Origin of the sequence: Streptomyces macrolidinus, from assembly GCF_023887685.1 — a bacterium.
In the GTDB taxonomy this organism is placed as follows: domain Bacteria; phylum Actinomycetota; class Actinomycetes; order Streptomycetales; family Streptomycetaceae; genus Streptomyces; species Streptomyces macrolidinus.
Map to the genome: position 1 here is coordinate 184,781 of NZ_JAMWMR010000004.1, position 17,031 is coordinate 201,811.

At 70.8% G+C, this 17,031-nt stretch carries 14 protein-coding genes and 1 pseudogene; 6 read left to right on the forward strand and 9 right to left on the reverse strand.

Annotated features, from left to right (window positions below; all coding sequences use genetic code 11):
* Nucleotides 1-40 precede the first annotated feature (40 nt).
* Together NGF19_RS06640 and NGF19_RS06645 are read right to left on the reverse strand one after the other, a co-directional pair.
* Nucleotides 41-1,441 carry a PP2C family protein-serine/threonine phosphatase gene (locus NGF19_RS06640; protein ID WP_252422906.1) on the reverse strand — a complete coding sequence of 467 codons (1,401 nt, stop codon included), beginning with the start codon at nt 1,439-1,441 and terminating at the stop codon, nt 41-43.
* A gap of 236 nt (nt 1,442-1,677) precedes the next feature.
* On the reverse strand, nt 1,678-2,775 hold the full coding sequence (locus NGF19_RS06645; protein WP_252422908.1) for a baeRF3 domain-containing protein: 1,098 nt from the start codon (nt 2,773-2,775) through the stop codon (nt 1,678-1,680).
* A 119-nt stretch (nt 2,776-2,894) separates the two neighbouring features.
* On the opposite strand from NGF19_RS06645, the gene NGF19_RS06650 reads away from it, so the two are divergent.
* Nucleotides 2,895-4,151: an arginine deiminase gene (locus NGF19_RS06650; RefSeq protein ID WP_252423229.1), complete on the forward strand. Its 1,257-nt coding sequence runs from the start codon at nt 2,895-2,897 to the stop codon at nt 4,149-4,151.
* A gap of 354 nt (nt 4,152-4,505) precedes the next feature.
* Complete coding sequence (gene asnB / locus NGF19_RS06655) at nt 4,506-6,347, forward strand: asparagine synthase (glutamine-hydrolyzing) (protein WP_252422911.1); 1,842 nt, start codon at nt 4,506-4,508, stop codon at nt 6,345-6,347.
* A 27-nt stretch (nt 6,348-6,374) separates the two neighbouring features.
* Here the strand turns inward: asnB and NGF19_RS06660 are convergent, their stop codons facing one another.
* From NGF19_RS06660 to NGF19_RS30915, 5 genes and pseudogenes are all read right to left on the reverse strand, one after another.
* Nucleotides 6,375-7,937, reverse strand: coding sequence for an alpha/beta hydrolase (locus NGF19_RS06660; RefSeq protein ID WP_372505595.1), 1,563 nt, complete (start codon nt 7,935-7,937; stop codon nt 6,375-6,377).
* Nucleotides 7,938-8,193: 256 nt separating this feature from the next.
* Nucleotides 8,194-8,643: pseudogene (locus NGF19_RS30900) on the reverse strand (helix-turn-helix domain-containing protein); the annotation flags it as partial.
* The gene (locus tag NGF19_RS30905) at nt 8,643-8,906 is read right to left on the reverse strand and encodes a hypothetical protein (protein WP_308288456.1); all 264 of its coding nucleotides are present in this window, start codon (nt 8,904-8,906) and stop codon (nt 8,643-8,645) included. The gene NGF19_RS30905 and the pseudogene NGF19_RS30900, both read right to left, overlap by 1 nt.
* A 16-nt stretch (nt 8,907-8,922) precedes the next feature.
* Nucleotides 8,923-9,294, reverse strand: a complete 372-nt coding sequence (locus NGF19_RS30910; protein ID WP_308288457.1) for an alpha/beta fold hydrolase — start codon at nt 9,292-9,294, stop codon at nt 8,923-8,925.
* Nucleotides 9,291-9,752 (reverse strand): alpha/beta fold hydrolase, encoded by a 462-nt coding sequence (locus NGF19_RS30915; RefSeq protein WP_308288458.1) that lies wholly within the window; start codon nt 9,750-9,752, stop codon nt 9,291-9,293. The genes NGF19_RS30910 and NGF19_RS30915 overlap by 4 nt, the downstream gene beginning before the upstream one ends.
* A 342-nt stretch (nt 9,753-10,094) precedes the next feature.
* Between NGF19_RS30915 and NGF19_RS06675 the strand changes: the two genes are divergently transcribed.
* Nucleotides 10,095-11,552, forward strand: a complete 1,458-nt coding sequence (locus NGF19_RS06675; protein WP_252422915.1) for a M6 family metallopeptidase — start codon at nt 10,095-10,097, stop codon at nt 11,550-11,552.
* Between the two features lie 178 nt (nt 11,553-11,730).
* A complete protein-coding gene (locus NGF19_RS06680; RefSeq protein ID WP_252422917.1) occupies nt 11,731-12,123 on the forward strand; it encodes a BlaI/MecI/CopY family transcriptional regulator in 393 nt (130 codons plus the stop codon).
* Between the two features lie 16 nt (nt 12,124-12,139).
* On the opposite strand, the gene NGF19_RS06685 is transcribed toward NGF19_RS06680, so the two are convergent.
* Both NGF19_RS06685 and NGF19_RS06690 read right to left on the reverse strand, forming a co-directional pair.
* Nucleotides 12,140-12,580 (reverse strand): GNAT family N-acetyltransferase, encoded by a 441-nt coding sequence (locus NGF19_RS06685; RefSeq protein WP_252422919.1) that lies wholly within the window; start codon nt 12,578-12,580, stop codon nt 12,140-12,142.
* A 58-nt stretch (nt 12,581-12,638) separates the two neighbouring features.
* Nucleotides 12,639-13,154 carry a mycothiol transferase gene (locus tag NGF19_RS06690; RefSeq protein WP_252422920.1) on the reverse strand — a complete coding sequence of 172 codons (516 nt, stop codon included), beginning with the start codon at nt 13,152-13,154 and terminating at the stop codon, nt 12,639-12,641.
* A gap of 142 nt (nt 13,155-13,296) precedes the next feature.
* On the opposite strand from NGF19_RS06690, the gene mgrA reads away from it, so the two are divergent.
* Both mgrA and NGF19_RS06700 read left to right on the forward strand, forming a co-directional pair.
* On the forward strand, nt 13,297-14,289 hold the full coding sequence (gene mgrA / locus NGF19_RS06695; protein ID WP_289734489.1) for an L-glyceraldehyde 3-phosphate reductase: 993 nt from the start codon (nt 13,297-13,299) through the stop codon (nt 14,287-14,289).
* A 196-nt stretch (nt 14,290-14,485) separates the two neighbouring features.
* Entirely contained in the window at nt 14,486-17,023 is a 2,538-nt protein-coding gene (locus NGF19_RS06700; RefSeq protein ID WP_308288459.1) for an ATP-dependent Clp protease ATP-binding subunit, read from the forward strand.
* The last annotated feature ends 8 nt before the right edge of the window (nt 17,024-17,031 follow it).

Below are 17,031 nucleotides of genomic sequence, written 5' to 3' on the forward strand. Positions count from 1 at the left end.
GCAGGGAGCCTTGAGGAGTTGACGTAGCGTCAACACCCTGTCAGGAGACGACCCTGGCCACGAGTACGCAGGCCTCGTCCTCGCGATCGCTCTCGCCGAACTCTTCCACCACGGTCCGTACGCAGTCCTGGGCTGTGCGGCTGTCGTTGAAGCGCGGGGCCAGGTCGAGCAGTCGGTGGACGGCCGCCGTGCCGCTGCCGCGGGGGAGGAGTCCTTCGGTGTGCAGGAGCAGCAGGTCGCCTTCGCGCAGGGTCTCTTCGGCCTGCCCGTAGACCGCTTTGGTGGTCGCCCCGAGCAGGACGCCCTCCGGTGGCGTCAGCATGCGTCCCGTCCCGCCGCGGAACAGCAGTGGGGCGGGGTGTCCTGCCTGGGCCCACGTCAGAGTGCGCGTGTCGGGGCGGTAGCGGCAGCAGGCGGTGCTGCCCAGGGACGACTGGATGGAGGTGTTCAGCAACTGGTTGAGCAGAGCCATCAGTCGGCCCGGCTCGGTGCCCGCCACGGCCATGCCGCGCAGGGCGCCGATGAGCGTCGCCATGCTCGAAGTGACGGACACACCGCGTCCGGTGAGGTCACCGACGGCGAACAGTACGTCCGCGCCCGGCAGTTCGAGTGCGTCGTACCAGTCGCCTATCGCCGTGCTCAGGGAGGAGGAGGGGAGGTGGCGGGCCGCCAGGTCGAGCGCTCCGGAGCCTTGGCGGGGCAGCCGCAGGGAGTCACGCCAGGGCGGCAGTACGGCCTCCCGTAACGCGACGGCTGCTTGATGTTCGGCCTGTGCCCGATGCCGCTGGCGCTGCAGCGCGTCATGGGACATGTGGACGGTCCGGCGTCGGCGGCGCAGTTCGCTGACGTCCCGCAGGACGGCCCACATGGAGGTGGTGGTGCCGTCGGCGTCGAGTACGGGTTCGCCGGTCATATGCACGGTGCGTGTTCCGCCGTCGGGGCGCAGGATCCGGAACTCCCCGTCTATGGGCTTGCCGTCGACCAGGCAGTCCGTGACCATCGCTGCCAGCAGCGGGCGGTCGTCCTCGTGTGCCAGGGCGGGGAGTTCGTCGAGGGTGAGCGCGGGGGTGGCGGGGGCGCGGCCAAGGATCTCGTACAGCTCCCTGGACCAACTCGCCTCGTCGGTCAGCAGGTTCCACTCCGCACTGCCGACCTGTCTGGGTGAGGAGCCCTCGGATGGGGTCGCGGGGTCGACGGTGAGGGCGGGCAGACCGTCCCGTAACTGCGCCAAGTGTCGATCCACATCGTTCAGTTGATGCAGCGTCAGGTCACACAGGGCGCGCTGCCAGCGGGTCGCCGGCTCCGATCCGTCCGTCAGCGCCTCGCGCCGTACCGCGTCCACGTCGCCGCGCAGCCGCCGCGTCTGCGAGATGAGCGCATCGACCGCGCCGCGCTGCGGCGGGCGGACGGATGAGCGATCCGCGGACAGATGGGGCGGCATGACGCACTCCGATACGAGAACGGTTCACGAACACCGGCTGACGGAAGGGCCGCTAAGACTGTTGCACAGTCGGCGAAGCCCTGTAAGGCGTTTGGCAAGACACGATCCGGTGATGCCTTTGACATATGCCGCAGGCTCGCCGGGGTGTGACCGGCACCTTCGAGCGGTGCTTTCGAGCGGCACCTTCGAGCGGCCTGTGCCCCAGTGGCCCGTGTCCGCTCTCCGTGGCTCGTGTCTCAGTAGCGCAGCACCCCGGCGATCCCCTGGGCGTCACCCAGCGTTCCGTCCGGGACGAAGCGGACCTCCGCGCCCGTGTCCAGACAGCGCTCCACGATCTCGTCCACGATGTCCTCGCGGGCGTCGAGATCGCCGCTCTCGGCCGGTACCAGATGGTCACCGGCGTCGTCGCGCACCGTCACTTGGTAGTTCTCCTCGACCGCGAGGAGCCGGATGCGGCCGTCGGAGGCGTTCTGCCAGACCTCGTCGACCCCCGCGGCGAACGTCTTGCGGCCGCGTGCCGCCACCAGCTCGCGGCTGACCGTGTCGACCTCCTTGCGGTCCTGGGCCTCGATCACGGGCTGGATCGCCTGCCACACGGCGTCGGGGGTGCCGTGGGCGAGACCGCCGTGCGGCACATGGACGGCGTCCTTGGCGAGGGTGCCGACCTCGTCGAGGCAGGACAGCGCCGCCGGTTCACCGGTGATGTACAGCGGACGCGGGTGCTCGCGCAGTACCGCGTGCATCGCGGTGTCGGCGTCCCGCAGGAAGTGGCGGGTGCCCTCGTCGCGGAAGGCGCTCGGCAGGTCGCCGATCTGCTCCTGACGCTCGGCGTCGAAGTTCTCGCGGCTCCGGGACATCGGGAAGGCGCCGATGCGGTCCTCGGTGACGCGTTCCGGGCCGCCGTTCCACAGCGTGACCCGGTCGGCCGAGACCGACAGCACCCAGAACGGCCGCTCGGCGGCCTGCGCGGAGACCAGGTTGCGGGTCAGGAAGGTGTCCGCGAGCACCACCCGCTCGGGCACCGTACGCGCCACCGACCACACCTGGTGCTCACCCGGCGCGGCGAAGATGACCAGGCCGTCCTCCGCGTGGGCCAGGTCCACCTCCGTGAGAGCCTGCTCGAGCTGCTTGACGACATCGGTGCGCCGCTCCCGGGTGACCGCGGGATCGGCCTCGAGCTGCTTCTTGGCCTCGGCCACCACATTGCGCAGCCGGACCGGATCCTGGGCGTTGTCGGGCTCGCGGCGGTGGGTCGGCGTCAGCACGGACACCGCGGGGTAGTTACGGGGCCGCCGCAGCTCGGCGAGGGTCGCGGGACTCAGATCGTGCTCCATAGCAGCACGATAGGGCCGATTCACGGATAAGGCATTTGGGGCAATGCAGCGCAATGCGGGACTGGTGAGATGCAATGCGCGACTTTCGCAACAGCCCCTAGAGTCGAGATGTGCGAGATGTGACCGAACGGGACACCCGCCCCGCGTACGGCGTCCACTCCGAGGTCGGCCGACTGCGCAAGGTGCTCGTCTGCGCGCCCGGTCTCGCCCATCGCAGGCTGACCCCCACCAACGCCGAGGAGCTGCTCTTCGACGACGTGATGTGGGTGGAGAACGCCCAGCGCGACCACGCCGCATTCGTCGGCGAGTTGCGTGGGCGCGGCGTCGAGGTGGTGGAGCTGCACGACCTGCTCGCGCAGACCATGGCCGTCCCCGGAGCGCGGGACTGGCTGCTGGACCGGAAGATCACCGCCAACGAGGTCGGACTCGGACTGGTCGACACCACCCGCGCCTTCCTGGAGTCCCTCGCTCCCGCACGGCTCGCCGAGTACCTGATCGGCGGCCTCGCGACCACCGACCTGCCGGGCGACCACCGCACCGGCCCGCTCACCCTGGCCCGCGAGGCACCCGACGCGCGCGAGTATCTGATGCCGCCGCTGCCCAACACCCTCTACACCCGTGACACCACCTGCTGGCTGTACGGCGGAGTCACCCTCAACCCGCTGTACTGGCCCGCCCGCCACGACGAGACCTTGCTGATGAAGGCCGTCTACACCTTCCACCCCGACTTCGCGGACTCCACCGTCTGGTGGGGCGACCCCGAACTCGACTGGGGCCAGGCCACGTTCGAAGGCGGGGACATCATGCCGGTCGGCGGCGGTGTCGTCCTGATGGGCATGAGCGAGCGCACCTCACGGCAGGCCATCACCCAGGTCGCCGCGGCCCTGTTCGCAGCCGGTGCCGCCGAGCACGTCATCGTGGCCGGCCTGCCGAAGCTGCGCTCGGCCATGCACCTCGACACCGTGTTCACCTTCGCCGACCGGGACCTGGTGACGCTGTACCCGGCCATCATGGACGGCGTCCGTACCTTCTCCCTGCGGCCCGCCGACAAGCCCCCGGGCATCACCTGCGCCGACGAGGGCGCGCGCCCCTTCGTGGACGTGGTCGCCAAGGCGCTCGGCCTGCCGGGGCTGCGAGTGGTCGAGACGGGCGGCGATGTGTACGCCTCCGAGCGCCAGCAGTGGGACAGCGGCAACAACGCGGTCGCGGTGGAGCCGGGCGTGGTCTTCACCTACGACCGCAACACCCAGACCAACGCGCTGCTGCGCCGGGCGGGGGTGGACGTCATCACCATCGTCGGCGCGGAACTGGGCCGCGGCCGGGGCGGCGGGCACTGCATGACCTGCCCGATCGTCCGCGACCCCGTCGAGTTCTGAGCCCGTACGGGAACCGGGACCGCGTCGAGTGCCGAGCCCTGCGGGAAGCGGCGGGGCGGCGCGCGATCGCGCGATGCTGGGCAACTCTTTGCCCATGGCCGAGATGCGACGGTCCCTCTCACGTCAGAGAGCCGATCGGTGCGTACACACCGCGTAAAGCGCGGCCGAATCACGGGGTGTGATGGGGCCGGGTCGGGGTCCGGCCGAGTTGACCTCCCCGCGTGCGTGACGGACGCTCGACATATAGCTGCTGGATACAACTGTTTGCCCGGAGCAGTCGACTGCTCGGCCGACGGCTTGGCGAAGCCGCAGGTGAGCGCGGTGTTCCCGGGAGGCAGGACCGGGAGGTAACGCATGTGCGGCATCACCGGCTGGGTCTCCTACGACCGTGATCTGCGGACCGAGACAGCGACCGTGGACGACATGACCGAGACCATGGCCTGCCGGGGCCCCGACGACCGCGGCACCTGGATCGAAGGACCCGCGGCCCTCGGACACCGCAGGCTCGCGATCATCGACCTGGCCGGCGGGCGCCAGCCCATGACCGCGCAGACCCCGGACGGCACCGTCGCCCTCGTCTACTCGGGAGAGGCGTACAACTTCACCGAGCTGCGCAGCGAGCTGACCGACCGGGGCCACCGCTTCACCACCGACTCCGACACCGAGGTGGTCCTGCGCGCCTACCTCGAGTGGGGCGACGCGCTCGCCGAGCGACTCAACGGCATGTACGCCTTCGCGCTCTGGGACAGCCGCCACGACAAGCTCGTCATGGTCCGCGACCGCATGGGCATCAAGCCCTTCTACTACTACCCGACCCCCGACGGCGTCCTCTTCGGCTCCGAGCCCAAGGCGATCCTCGCCAACCCGCTGGCCCGCGCCCGGGTGACCCTGGACGGGCTGCGGGAGCTGTTCGCGATGATCAAGACACCCGGACACGCCGTGTGGGACGGCATGTACGAGGTGGAGCCGGGCACCGTCGTCACCGTGGACCGGCAGGGCCTGAACCGGCGGGTCTACTGGCGGCTGGAGACCCGGCCGCACGCCGACGACCGCACCACCAGCATCGCCACCGTCCGCTCGCTGCTGGAGGACATCGTGCGCCGCCAGCTCGTCGCCGACGTGCCCCGCTGCACGCTGCTCTCGGGCGGCCTGGACTCCTCCGCGATGACCGCCCTGGCCGCGCGGCAGCTCGCCGAGCAGGGCGAGAAGGTCCGCAGCTTCGCCGTGGACTTCGTCGGGCAGACCGACAACTTCGTCGCCGACGACCTGCGCGCCACCCCCGACACCCCGTTCGTGCACGACGTGGCCCGCGACAGCGGCACCGACCACCAGGACATCGTCCTGGACGCGGAGGCCCTCGCCGACCTCGACGCCCGGTCCAAGGTGATCCGCGCCCGTGACCTGCCGATGGGCTTCGGCGACATGGACACCTCGCTCTACCTGCTGTTCCAGTCGATCCGCGAGCGCTCCACGGTCGCGCTCTCCGGGGAGTCCGCGGACGAGGTCTTCGGCGGCTACCAGCAGTTCTTCGACGAGGAGGCCCGCCGCGCCGCCACCTTCCCCTGGCTCGTGCGCTACCGCCGGGACTTCGGCGACGACACCGGCGTCCTGAGCCCCGCGCTGACCGAGGCCCTGGACCTGCGCGGCTACATCGCCGACAGCTACCGCGGCGCCGTGGCGGGCGTCCGGCGCCTGGACGGCGAGAGCGACTTCGAGTACCGGATGCGGCAGATCTGCCACCTCCACCTCACCCGCTTCGTACGGATCCTGCTCGACCGCAAGGACCGCGCGAGCATGGCGGTCGGTCTGGAGGTGCGCGTGCCCTACTGCGACCACCGGCTCGTCGAGTACGTCTACAACGCCCCGTGGTCCGTGAAGTCCTTCGACGGCCGGGAGAAGAGCCTGCTGCGGGAGGCGACGGCGGACCTGATCCCGAAGTCCGTCTACGACCGGGTCAAGTCCCCCTATCCCTCGACCCAGGACCCCCGGTACGCGATCGCGCTCCAGGCGCACGTCAAGGACCTCCTCGCCCGTCCCTCCCACCCGGTCTTCGACCTGGTCGACCGGGAACGGGTGCACCGGGCCGCCCACCCCGACAACCCCCAGACCACCCAGGGCTCCCGCCGCAGTCTCGAACGGACCCTGGACCTGGCCCTGTGGCTGGACCTCTACAAGCCCGAGGTGTCCATCGGCTGAGGCTGAGACTGCGGCCCGGCCTCAGGATCAGGAGGGCCGCTCCGGGCCGCAGGTGCCGCCTCCGGACGGCAGGGTGCCGTCGAGGAGGAAGGCGTTCACCTTCGCGTGGACGCACGCGGAGGCCGGGTACCCGGTGTGGCCCTCGCCCCGGTTGTCGAGGACCACCGCCGACGGACCGAGCCGCTTCGCGGTCTCCTGCGTCCAGCGGTACGGGGTCGCCGGATCCCCGCGGGTGCCGACGAGCAGCATCTTCGCGGTGTGGACGTCCTTCACCTTCGTCCGGATGAACTCGGTGCCCCGAGGGCGCCCGTAGCACATCAGCACCTGCGAGAGCCGGTGCGGACCGAACACCGGGGAGGCCTTCTCGTACGCGCCCCGCAGCCGGTCGATGTCCTTGACGAGCCGGTCGGCGCTCGGCCGGTCCGGGTCGTCCGCGCAGTTGACGGCCATCAGCGCGGCGGGGAGGTTGTCGTCGGGTACGTCGGCGGGGTCGACGAGCCCGCCGCCGGTCGCGGCGGCGGGCGGCAGGGCCACTCCGCCGCCGGAGAAGCGCATGATCCCACTGGGGTCGTGCTCCTTCACGAGCTGGTCCAGCGCCTGCTCCAGCGCCGGCCACAGGCTCTTGCTGAACAGGGCCTGCCCGATCCCGGTCACCAGGTCCTGCCCGGAGAACGGCGCGCCCAGAGCGGTCCGTACGGGGTTCTCGTCCAGGGAGTCGACCAGCCGGACCACCTGCTGCCGGGCCGCGTGCGCGTCGTGCCCGAACGGGCAGGAGCTGTTCTTGACGCACCAGTCGAGGAAATCGTCCAGGGCGGCCTGCTGCCCTCGCGCGGCGGTGAGGCCCTGTTCCGCCAGGGGCTCGGTGAGTGTGTCCACCCCGTCGAGCGCCATCCGGCCCACCTTCGTGGGGAACTGCGCCGCGTACACCGCGCCCAGGCGTGTGCCGTACGAGAAGCCGAGGTAGTTCAGCTTCTTGTCGCCGAGCGCCTGACGCATCACGTCCAGATCGCGGGAGACGTTGACGGTCCCCATGTGCGGCAGGACGGGCCCGGAGTGCCGGGCGCACTGCTCGGCCAGCTTCCGTATCTGCGCGAGGGCGGCCCGGGGATCGCTGCCGCCGACGGGGACGCCCACTCCGTCCGTGTCCTCTCCACAGCTCACGGGCGAGGACCTGCCGACCCCGCGCGGGTCGAACGTCACCACGTCGTAGGACGTCGTCAGGTCCGAGAACGCCCCCTGGGACGCGGCCAGTTGGGGAAGGCCCGGCTGGCCGGGGCCGCCGAAGTTCAGCAGGAGCGATCCCTGGGGCCTGCCGGTCGCCGGGAGGCGGGCCAGCGCCAGGTCGAGGGTCCCGGCGGAGGGGTGCGCATAGTCGAGGGGCACGGTCACCTTGCCGCACTCCATGTCCTTCGCCATGTCCTCGCCCTCGCAGGCGGACCAGGAGATCTTCTGGTGGTAGAAGCGGGACAGCGCACGGTCGGGGTCGCCGTCGGTCGCGACCGCCGACGGAAGCGCCGTGCCCCAGAGGGCCAGCGCCGCGGTCGTGGCCGCCGCCGTGGTGAGGGCACGGCGTCTGCGCATGGGCTGCATGGTGCCTCCCGGGGCGCCCCGGCCGTGAATACCGGCGACGGCCCTTCGACTCACCATAGGCGGGCCCTCGGGGGCGCGCCCGCGGGCGGGCGGGGCCTACGGAGGTGTCCTGTCCTCCGGGTCGCGGGTCGGGCGACGTCTGCCTGCCCGTCGGCCATGCGATGTCGTCGATCGCGAGCCATGGCGCGACGGCCACGGCCGTGGGGGTGAGCCCGGTGAACGCCTTGACCTCGCGGTGGAGGTGGGACTGATCGACGTAGCCGCTCTCCGCGGCGACCCCGGCGGGGGCGTGCCCGGCCGCGAGCAGGTGGGCCGCGTGGTCGAACCGCACCAGTCGTGCGGCGTGCTTGGGCGTGATGCCGAGCTGGGACCGGAAGCGGGCCGACAGCCGCGTACGGCTCCACCCGACCTCGTACGCCAGACGGTCGACCCGCACGCGTCCCCGACCGGCGAGTATCCGCCGCCAGGCGCGGGCGACCTCCGGGTGGACCGGTCGCTGAGTACCCAGTCGGCGGCCGAGGAGTTCCAGCGCGATCGCGAACCGCTCGTCCCACGACGCGGCGGCACGCAGCCTGTCCTCGTCCCGCCCGGCGTCGCGGCCCCAGAGGTCCTCGAAGGCCACCGCCGTCCCGCTCGGCTCGGCCGCCGCGCCGAACAGGGCAGCCGCCGTGACCGGCTCAAGGCGGATCCGGAGGCACTCGCCCATCAGGGCGCCTGCCCAGAACTCGCCGGGGTGGAGCCCGACGGCGACGCTGCCGCGCCCGTGCCGGTCAGGTGGTGGACGAGGCCTTCCGTCTCGCTCAGATCGATGAGCAGGGCGACGGACGGGTGCGCGACCATGGCGATGTCCACGGTCGCGGGGGCGCGTTGGCTGAACCCGGCCATGCGTACCCCGGGCAGGTGTCCTGGCGGTCGCGGGACCGCGACCTCCGCCAACGCCCAGTCGAAGGGTCTCCCGGCCGGCATCACGTCAACAGCCTAGGTCTCAAGGGGCGATGGGCGGGGTATCGGCGACCCTCGCCGCGAAGTCCAGCAACAACTCGCTTGTCACGTCGGGTGCTTCGAACATGGGCAAGAGCCCGACTCCGGGCGGCACTTCGATCCGGGCGTTCGGTACCGCGTCGTACTGGTGCACCGAGGACGGGGCGTAGCGGGGCTCGGCGGCGCCGAAGATCACCAGCACGGGGACGTCGAGGGCGGCGAGACGTGCGGGCAGGTTCCGCTCGGTGAGGTACGCGGCACTGCGGCGCAGCACCTTCCTGAGCGCGGGGTACGTGGTTCTCCGCAGATCGGCGACCACGTCGTCCGGTACGTCCACGGGGCGCGCGCAGATCCTGTCGAACTGTCCGCGGATCATGGCGTCCGAACGCGTCGCCCAGAGGAGCGGACCGAGGGGTGGGCCAACAGCGCACGGAACAGGAGCGGTTGGGGGAGGAGTGCGTCGAGGCTCGGGCCACTGCTGATCAGCGCGAGTGACCTCACCAGGTCGGGGCGCTGTTCGGCGAGTGCGGTGGCGAGGCAGCCGCCGCTGGAGTGCCCGGCCACGGTGACGGGGCGAAGGCCGAGGTCGTCGAGGAGCGCCGCCACCCGGCCCGCCTGCACGGGCACGTCGTACGACGTCGCGGGCGGGGACTGGCCGCAGCCGGGGAGGTCGATCCGGAGGACGTGATGGTGGCGGGCGAGTGCCGGGACCACCGGGTTCCAGTATGTGCCCGCGGCCCCCGAGCCATGGATGAGCAACAGGGGCGGTGCCTGCCGAGGGCCGTCGTGGACGACATGCATTCCGTGTGAGAACTCTGTGCGGTGTTCGCTCATACCGGGCAGGGTGAGGGGACTGTCGGCCACCGGTCTTGTACTTATGTCGTCGTGGACCGGGCATGGACCCGTCGTGGACTCGGCGAGGGCGAACCTCTCGCCTGTTCCAACTCGCCTGTTCCAACTCACCTGTTCCATCTCGCTGGTCCAACTCTCCCGTTTCATCCCTCCTGTTCATCCTTACATCTGCCATGTACCGTTCAACCGGCCGTCATTCAGGCGGCGTACGAAGAGATGTCTACGCGCGCAGACCGCGGATGTGGTCCTTCTGTGGCCCTTCGCGCGAAGACTCGGCACCCGCACCGTTCCTTCCCCCCACTTCCTCATACGGAGGTCCGCCGGATGCGCACACTCGTCAGGTCCCGTCGCAGACTCACCACGGCCCTCGCCGTGTTCGGCCTGCTCACCGCGGGCGCCGCCGCTCAGACGGCCGCGGCGGCGCCACCCGCGCACGCGGCCACGGCCGCCACCCACCGCGTCCTGTTCGACAACGCCCACGCCGAGACCGCGGGCAACGCCGACTGGATCATCTCCACCAGTCAGCCCGACCCCCTCGGCCAGAATCCCTCCCCGTCCACCGAGAAGGACTGGACCGGGGCGCTCTCCTCCTGGGGCGTCGCCCTCCAGAAGACGGGCGACTACAGCCTGAAGACGCTGCCTTCGGGCTCCAGCCTCGCCTACGGCGGCTCGTCCGCGACCGATCTGTCGAACTTCGACACGCTCGTCCTGCCCGAGCCCAACACGCTGTTCACCGCGGCAGAGAAGACCGCCATCATGACGTTCGTCAAGAACGGCGGCGGCCTGTTCATGATCTCCGACCACAACGGTTCCGACCGCAACAACGACGGCGCGGACTCGGTCAAGATCCTCAACGACCTGATGACCAACAACAGCGTCGACTCCACCGACCCGTTCGGCTTCTCCATCGACGTGCAGAACATCGGCTCCGACTACCCCACCGCCATCAGTGACAGCGGTGACCCGGTCCTGCACGGCTCCTTCGGCAACGTCACCAAGAGCCTGATCGCGAGCGGCACCACCGCCACGCTCAAGCCCTCCGACAACTCCTCCGTCAAGGGCCTGGTCTACCGCACCGGTTACTCCGGCAATACGGGTGCCTTCTTCCTCACCAGCACCTTCGGCAGCGGCCGTGTCGCGTTCTGGGGCGACAGCTCGCCCATCGACGACGGCACGGGCCAGTCCGGCAACACGCTCTACGACGGCTGGAACGACTCCGGAGCCACCAACGCCGCCCTCGCCCTCAACGCCACCGCCTGGCTCGCCGGGGCGGGCGGCAGCAGCGGCGGTGGCGGCGGAGGCTCCACCTCCTGCACCGCGGCCCAGCTCCTCGGCAACAACGGCTTCGAGTCCGGCAACACCGTCTGGAACGCGGGCAGCGGTGTCATCACCAACGCCACCGGAGAAGCCGCCCGTACCGGCTCGTACTACGCCAAGCTCGGCGGCCACGGCTCCGCCGCCACCGACACGCTCTCCCAGTCGGCGAGCATCCCCTCCGGCTGTGCCGCGACCCTGAGCTTCGCCCTCCACATCGACACCGCGGAGACGACGACCAGCACGGCGTACGACACGCTCGGCGTCCAGGTCCTCAACTCCTCCGGCACGGTCCTCGGCACCCTGGCCACGTACTCCAACCTCAACGCGGCCTCCGGCTACACCCAGCGCAGCTTCGACCTCAGCGGCTACGCCGGGCAGACCGTCACGATCAAGTTCACCGGCACCGAGGGCTCCAAGCTCCAGACGTCCTTCGTCATCGACGACACGGCGCTCGACGTGAAGTGACCGACGTCAAGTGACCGATGTGACGTGACCGATGTGACGTGACGAGCGGGACACAGCGGCGGGCCGACATCCATGTCGGCCCGCCGTGTCGTGGGGCCGCCGCCCGGACCCCGGAGACTACACTTCTGTAGACGCTCTACAGGGGGTGTGGGCGACGGCAGGCGAAGGAAGGGTGTCCATGACCGAAGCGAAGGGCGAGCGGCGCCCGGCGGGCGAGCTGGAAGCCGGTGTCATGGCCGCCCTGTGGGCCGCGGACTCCCCCCAGACCCCCGGCCAGGTGCAGCGCAGCCTCGGGGCCGGTCTCGCCCGCACGACGGTGGCGACGATCCTGTTCCGGCTGCGCGCGAAGGGTGCCGTCGACCGCAGACGCCAGGGCCGTGGCTACGCGTACCTTCCTGTCCAGGACGCCCATGGGCTCACCGCGCGCCGTATGCACACCGAACTGGACCGGGGCGGCGACCGGCACACCGTGCTGGCGCGCTTCGTCGCCCAGTTGAGCGAGGACGACGAGCGCGTCCTGCGCGACCTGCTGGAACCCGGGAACGACGGGAGCGACGCGGGGCGCCACTGAGGGGCGGGACCCGTGGTCAGGCCAGGTCCTTGTACATATGGACGTCCTCCGCCCCGCCGGGGATGCCCGGGGTCCTGCCGGTCTCGACGTATCCATGGCGCTGGTAGAACTCCGGCGCCTGGAACGTGAACGACGACACGCACACGCGGTCGCAGCCGCGTCGCCGTGCCTCCTCCTCGGCGGCGAGAAGGAGCCTGCTGCCCCACCCTTCCCTGCGGCTCTCCTTGCGGACCCAGAGCATCTCGATGCCCAGCAACCCGCCCCAAGTCCAGGCGGACAGGCCCCCGATGAGTTCACCACCGCCGTCGACGGCCTTCACCGACAGCGTGCCTTCGTCGTCGGCGGTGGTCCCGGTGGCGGGGAAGTTGATCTCGTCCAGTCCCTGGGACAGGCGTTCGTTCAGCTCAGGGTCCTTGTGGCCGATGGTCAGCGCCGTGTCCGCGTAGTCATGTGCCATGCCGCAGAGCATCGCATCACCCGCCGCGCCGACCGGGCGCCGCGCCGTAGCCGCTCGGCTACGGGACCGCGCTCTGGAGCAGCCCCCGTGCGTAGGCGGCCTGGCCGACGTGCTGGAGATCGTCGGACAGGACGCTGACCAGGCGTACGCCGAGGGTGACCGGCGGATCCCAGCCCTCGTCCACGACGCGTTCGAGGTCCTTGGCCTGCAGCCCGCGCAGGAAGCCGAGCGTCTGCTCGTGCACGGCGTCGTAGTACCCGGTGAGCAGCTCGCCCGACTCCACCTGTACCTTGGCGACCTTGCGCGGGTCATGGCCGTACCCCGTGTCCTGCCGGGGCAGACCGAGCCCGAAGCGCCGCTCCCAGCCCTGCGCGAGCCAGACCTGGTCCAGGCCCGCGGCGTCGGCGATGTGATCGTCCTGGACCCGGGTGAGATGCCAGACGAGCCACGCGAGGGAGTTGGTCTCGTCGGTGGGCCGGGCGTTCAGCTCCTCCGGCCCGAGACCGTCGACGGCGGCATGGACTTCTTCCCGGATGCGGCCGTACGCGTCGATGAGGATGTCCTTGGCATGCATGGCTCCAGCTTCACCCATCGCGGCCCCGGACGCCGCCCGGACGCGCGTCACGTCGGTCGGATGTGGGGCGACGACTGGACTGGTGTGCGGGCGGCAGGCGAGAGTGGGGCGTCGTCCTGAAACGTCCTATCTGGAGCGCATGTTGTACACGGCAGATCCCGCCCGCTACGAGGCCATGCCCTACCGTCGCACCGGACGCAGCGGTCTGAAGCTGCCCGCGCTGTCGCTCGGGCTGTGGCACAACTTCGGCCCCGACCGCCCGGTGCGGACGCAGCGGCAGACCCTGCGCCGCGCCTTCGACCTCGGCATCACCCACTTCGACCTGGCCAACAACTACGGCCCGCCGCCCGGCGCCGCCGAGTCCGCCTTCGGCGACGCGCTGAAGGCGGACTTCGCGTCCTACCGCGACGAGCTGGTCATCTCCACGAAGGCCGGCTACCTCATGTGGCCGGGCCCGTACGGGGAATGGGGCTCCCGCAAGTACCTGCTCTCCTCGCTCGACCAGAGCCTGAGGCGGATGGGCCTCGACTACGTCGACATCTTCTACTCGCACCGCCCCGACCCCCAGACCCCGCTGGAGGAGACGATGGGCGCCCTGCACACGGCGGTCCAGCAGGGCAAGGCGCTCTACGTCGGCATCTCCAACTACTCGCCGCAGCAGACGCGTGAAGCCGCCCGCATCCTGGGGGAGTCGGGCACCCCGTTGCTGATCCACCAGCCGCGCTACTCGATGCTCGACCGCGCCCCGGAGGACGAAGGGCTGCTCGACGCCCTGGAGGAGCTTCAGGTCGGTTCCATCGTCTTCTCACCTTTGGCGCAGGGGCTGTTGACGGGCCGCTACCTCGACGGGATACCGGCGGGCTCGCGGGCCGCGAGCGAGAGCCCGTTCCTCAGCGCCGACACCCTGACCGAGGAGTTGGTGGGCAAGCTGCGCGCGCTCGACGAGATCGCCAAGTCGCGGGGCCAGTCGCTGGCGCAGTTGGCCCTGGCGTGGGTGCTGCGCGGGGGACGGGTGACCTCGGCCCTCGTCGGTGCGAGCAGCCCGGAGCAACTGGAGGACAGCGTCGCGGCGATACGCAACCTGGACTTCGACGCGGAGGAACTGGCGCGGATCGACGCGATCATCAGGCCGTGACGCGTTCGCTCGTGCAGTAGGGAGGCGGGCGGCCGATCGACTACGGACCGGCCGCCTCGACGCCTCGTACGCGACCGCCTCGTACGGGGTGCGGTTGTGCCCTTGCGCGACCTGGCGAAGACTGGTTGACGTAGGGGCAATCGACTACGGCGGGCGCCGCGCGGCCGTGTGTCGTCCGCCGGACGGGTGGTCAACCGTGACGATCTCACCCTTCGGGTCGGGCGACCCGTTCTCCGATCTCTTCAACCGCTTCTTCGGCATGAGCCCGGCGACCTCGCCACCGGCCGTGCAGCGCGTCCCCATCGGCCGTCTTCTCAGCGACTCCTCGCAGGAACTGCTGGCCGCCGCCGGGGGCCGGGCCGCCGAGGACGGGTCCGATCTCGACACCGTGCATCTGCTGTGGGCCGCCACCCAGGTACCGACCGCCCGCCAGATCCTGGAGCAGGCCGGCGCGGACCCGGACCGGCTCGCCGCCGACCTCCAGGAGTCGCTGCCCACCGGGACCGGCACCGGAGAGCCCGCGCTCACCCCGGCGGCCAAGCGCGCCCTGCTCGCCGCCCACGCCCGCTCCCAGGCGGCCGGTGCCTCCTACATCGGCCCCGAGCACATCCTCGCCGCGCTGCTGGAGGATCCGCGCTCCCCGCTCACCCGGACGCTGCGGGCCGAGGGCGCCTCGCCCGGCACGATCGGCGGGCCCGCCCGGGAAGGACGTACGGGACGTACGGACGGCGGTCACCCCGACACCCCGACGCTCGACCAGTACGGGCGGGACCTCACCGACGAGGCGCGCGGCGGACGCCTCGATCCCGTGGTCGGCCGGGCCGACGAGATCGAGCAGACCATCGAGGTCCTCTCCCGCCGGACCAAGAACAACCCGGTGCTCATCGGCGACCCCGGCGTCGGCAAGACGGCGATCGTCGAGGGGCTGGCGCAGCGTGTCGTCGCCGGAGAGGTCCCCAAGGCGCTGCGCGACCGCCGGGTCGTCGCGCTCGACATGGCCGGGCTGGTGGCCGGGGCGCAGTACCGGGGACAGTTCGAGGAGCGGCTGAAGAAGGTCATCGAGGAGGTCACCCAGGCCAAGAAGGGCATCATCCTCTTCCTGGACGAGCTGCACACGGTCGTCGGGGCGGGTGCCACCGGCGAGGGGTCCATGGACGCGGGCAACATCCTCAAGCCCGCGCTGGCCCGCGGTGACCTCAGTGTCGTCGGCGCCACCACCATCGACGAATACCGCAAGCACATCGAGAAGGACGCCGCGCTCGAACGCCGCTTCCAACCGGTCATGGTGCCCGAACCCAGCGTCGAGGAGACGGTCCAGATCCTGCGCGGGCTGCGCGACTCGTACGAGGCGCACCATCAAGTCCGGTACACGGACGAGGCGTTGGATGCCGCGGCCACCCTCTCCGACCGCTATCTCAGCGACCGGTTCCTGCCCGACAAGGCCATCGATCTCATGGACCAGGCCGGTGCCCGGGTCGGGCTGCGCAGCGTCGGCGGCTCCACCGAGACCGCCGAGTTGGAGGACCGGCTCACCCGGCTGCGCCGCGAGAAGGACGAGGCGGTCAGCACCGAGGACTTCGAGCGCGCGGCCGAACTCAAGCGCGAAGTGAGCGAGTTGGAGGAGCGACTCGGCGCGCTGGGCGAAGGCGGGGAGCCGACGCCCGCCGTCACGCCCGAGGACATCGCCGAGGTGCTCTCCGCGCGCACCGGCATCCCGGTCTCCCAGCTCACCGAGACCGAGCGCGAGCGGCTGATGAAGCTGGAGGAGGTCCTGCACCAGCGGATCATCGGGCAGGACCAGGCGGTCACCGCCGTCTCCCAGGCCGTTCGCCGCGGCCGGGCCGGTATGGGCGACCCTGACCGGCCCACCGGCAGCTTCCTCTTCCTCGGCCCCACGGGGGTCGGCAAGACGGAACTGGCCAAGGCGCTCGCGGAACTCCTCTTCGGCGACCCCGACCGTATGGTCCGCTTCGACATGAGCGAGTTCCAGGAGAAGCACACCGTCTCGCGCCTCATCGGCTCCCCGCCCGGCTACGTCGGCTACGAGGAGGCGGGGCAGCTCACCGAGGCGGTGCGCCGCAAGCCGTACAGCGTCGTGCTGTTCGACGAGGTGGAGAAGGCCCACCGGGACGTGTTCAACCTGCTGTTGCAGGTCCTGGACGACGGACGGCTCACCGACGCCAAGGGGCGCACGGTGGACTTCCGCAACACCGTCGTCATCATGACCAGCAACATCGCCTCGAAGCGCATCCTGGACCACCGGGGCGACGTCGAGGAGATCAGGGACGATCTGATGGCGGACCTGCAGGCGCACTTCCGCCCCGAGTTCCTCAACCGGATCGACGAGGTCATCGTCTTCCACGCGCTGGGCCGCGAGGAGTTGGTGCGGATCGTCGACCTGCTCCTGGAGGGCAGCCGCCGTCGGCTGCACGCCCAGCGGATCGGCCTTGAGGTCACCGAGGCGGCCAAGGACTGGCTGGCCGACCGCGGCTACCAACCCGAGTTCGGGGCCCGGCCGTTGCGGCGCACCATCCAGTCCGAACTCGACAACCGGCTGTCGAACATGCTGCTCGACGGCACGCTCAACCCGGGTGACACGGTCGTCGCCGATGTCGCGGACGACGCACTGGCCCTCAGCCTGAAGGCACCCGAGACGAAGGAGACGAAGGGTGCCGAGACCGGCGAGGGCGGCGAGGGCGGTGCGCCGGGTGGCCCGGAAGGCTGCGAACGCTAGCCTGCTGC

Excerpts from the sequence above, each read along its gene's own strand:
- NGF19_RS30910 (WP_308288457.1), bottom strand. The coding sequence starts at position 9,294 with ATGATCCGCGGACAGTTCGACAGGATCTGCGCGCGCCCCGTGGACGTA.
- NGF19_RS06645 (WP_252422908.1), bottom strand. The coding sequence starts at position 2,775 with ATGGAGCACGATCTGAGTCCCGCGACCCTCGCCGAGCTGCGGCGGCCC.
- NGF19_RS30915 (WP_308288458.1), bottom strand. The coding sequence starts at position 9,752 with ATGAGCGAACACCGCACAGAGTTCTCACACGGAATGCATGTCGTCCAC.
- NGF19_RS06675 (WP_252422915.1), top strand. The coding sequence starts at position 10,095 with ATGCGCACACTCGTCAGGTCCCGTCGCAGACTCACCACGGCCCTCGCC.
- NGF19_RS06640 (WP_252422906.1), bottom strand. The coding sequence starts at position 1,441 with ATGCCGCCCCATCTGTCCGCGGATCGCTCATCCGTCCGCCCGCCGCAG.
- NGF19_RS06680 (WP_252422917.1), top strand. The coding sequence starts at position 11,731 with ATGACCGAAGCGAAGGGCGAGCGGCGCCCGGCGGGCGAGCTGGAAGCC.
- NGF19_RS06690 (WP_252422920.1), bottom strand. The coding sequence starts at position 13,154 with ATGCATGCCAAGGACATCCTCATCGACGCGTACGGCCGCATCCGGGAA.
- NGF19_RS06685 (WP_252422919.1), bottom strand. The coding sequence starts at position 12,580 with ATGGCACATGACTACGCGGACACGGCGCTGACCATCGGCCACAAGGAC.
- asnB (WP_252422911.1), top strand. The coding sequence starts at position 4,506 with ATGTGCGGCATCACCGGCTGGGTCTCCTACGACCGTGATCTGCGGACC.
- NGF19_RS06660 (WP_372505595.1), bottom strand. The coding sequence starts at position 7,937 with ATGCAGCCCATGCGCAGACGCCGTGCCCTCACCACGGCGGCGGCCACG.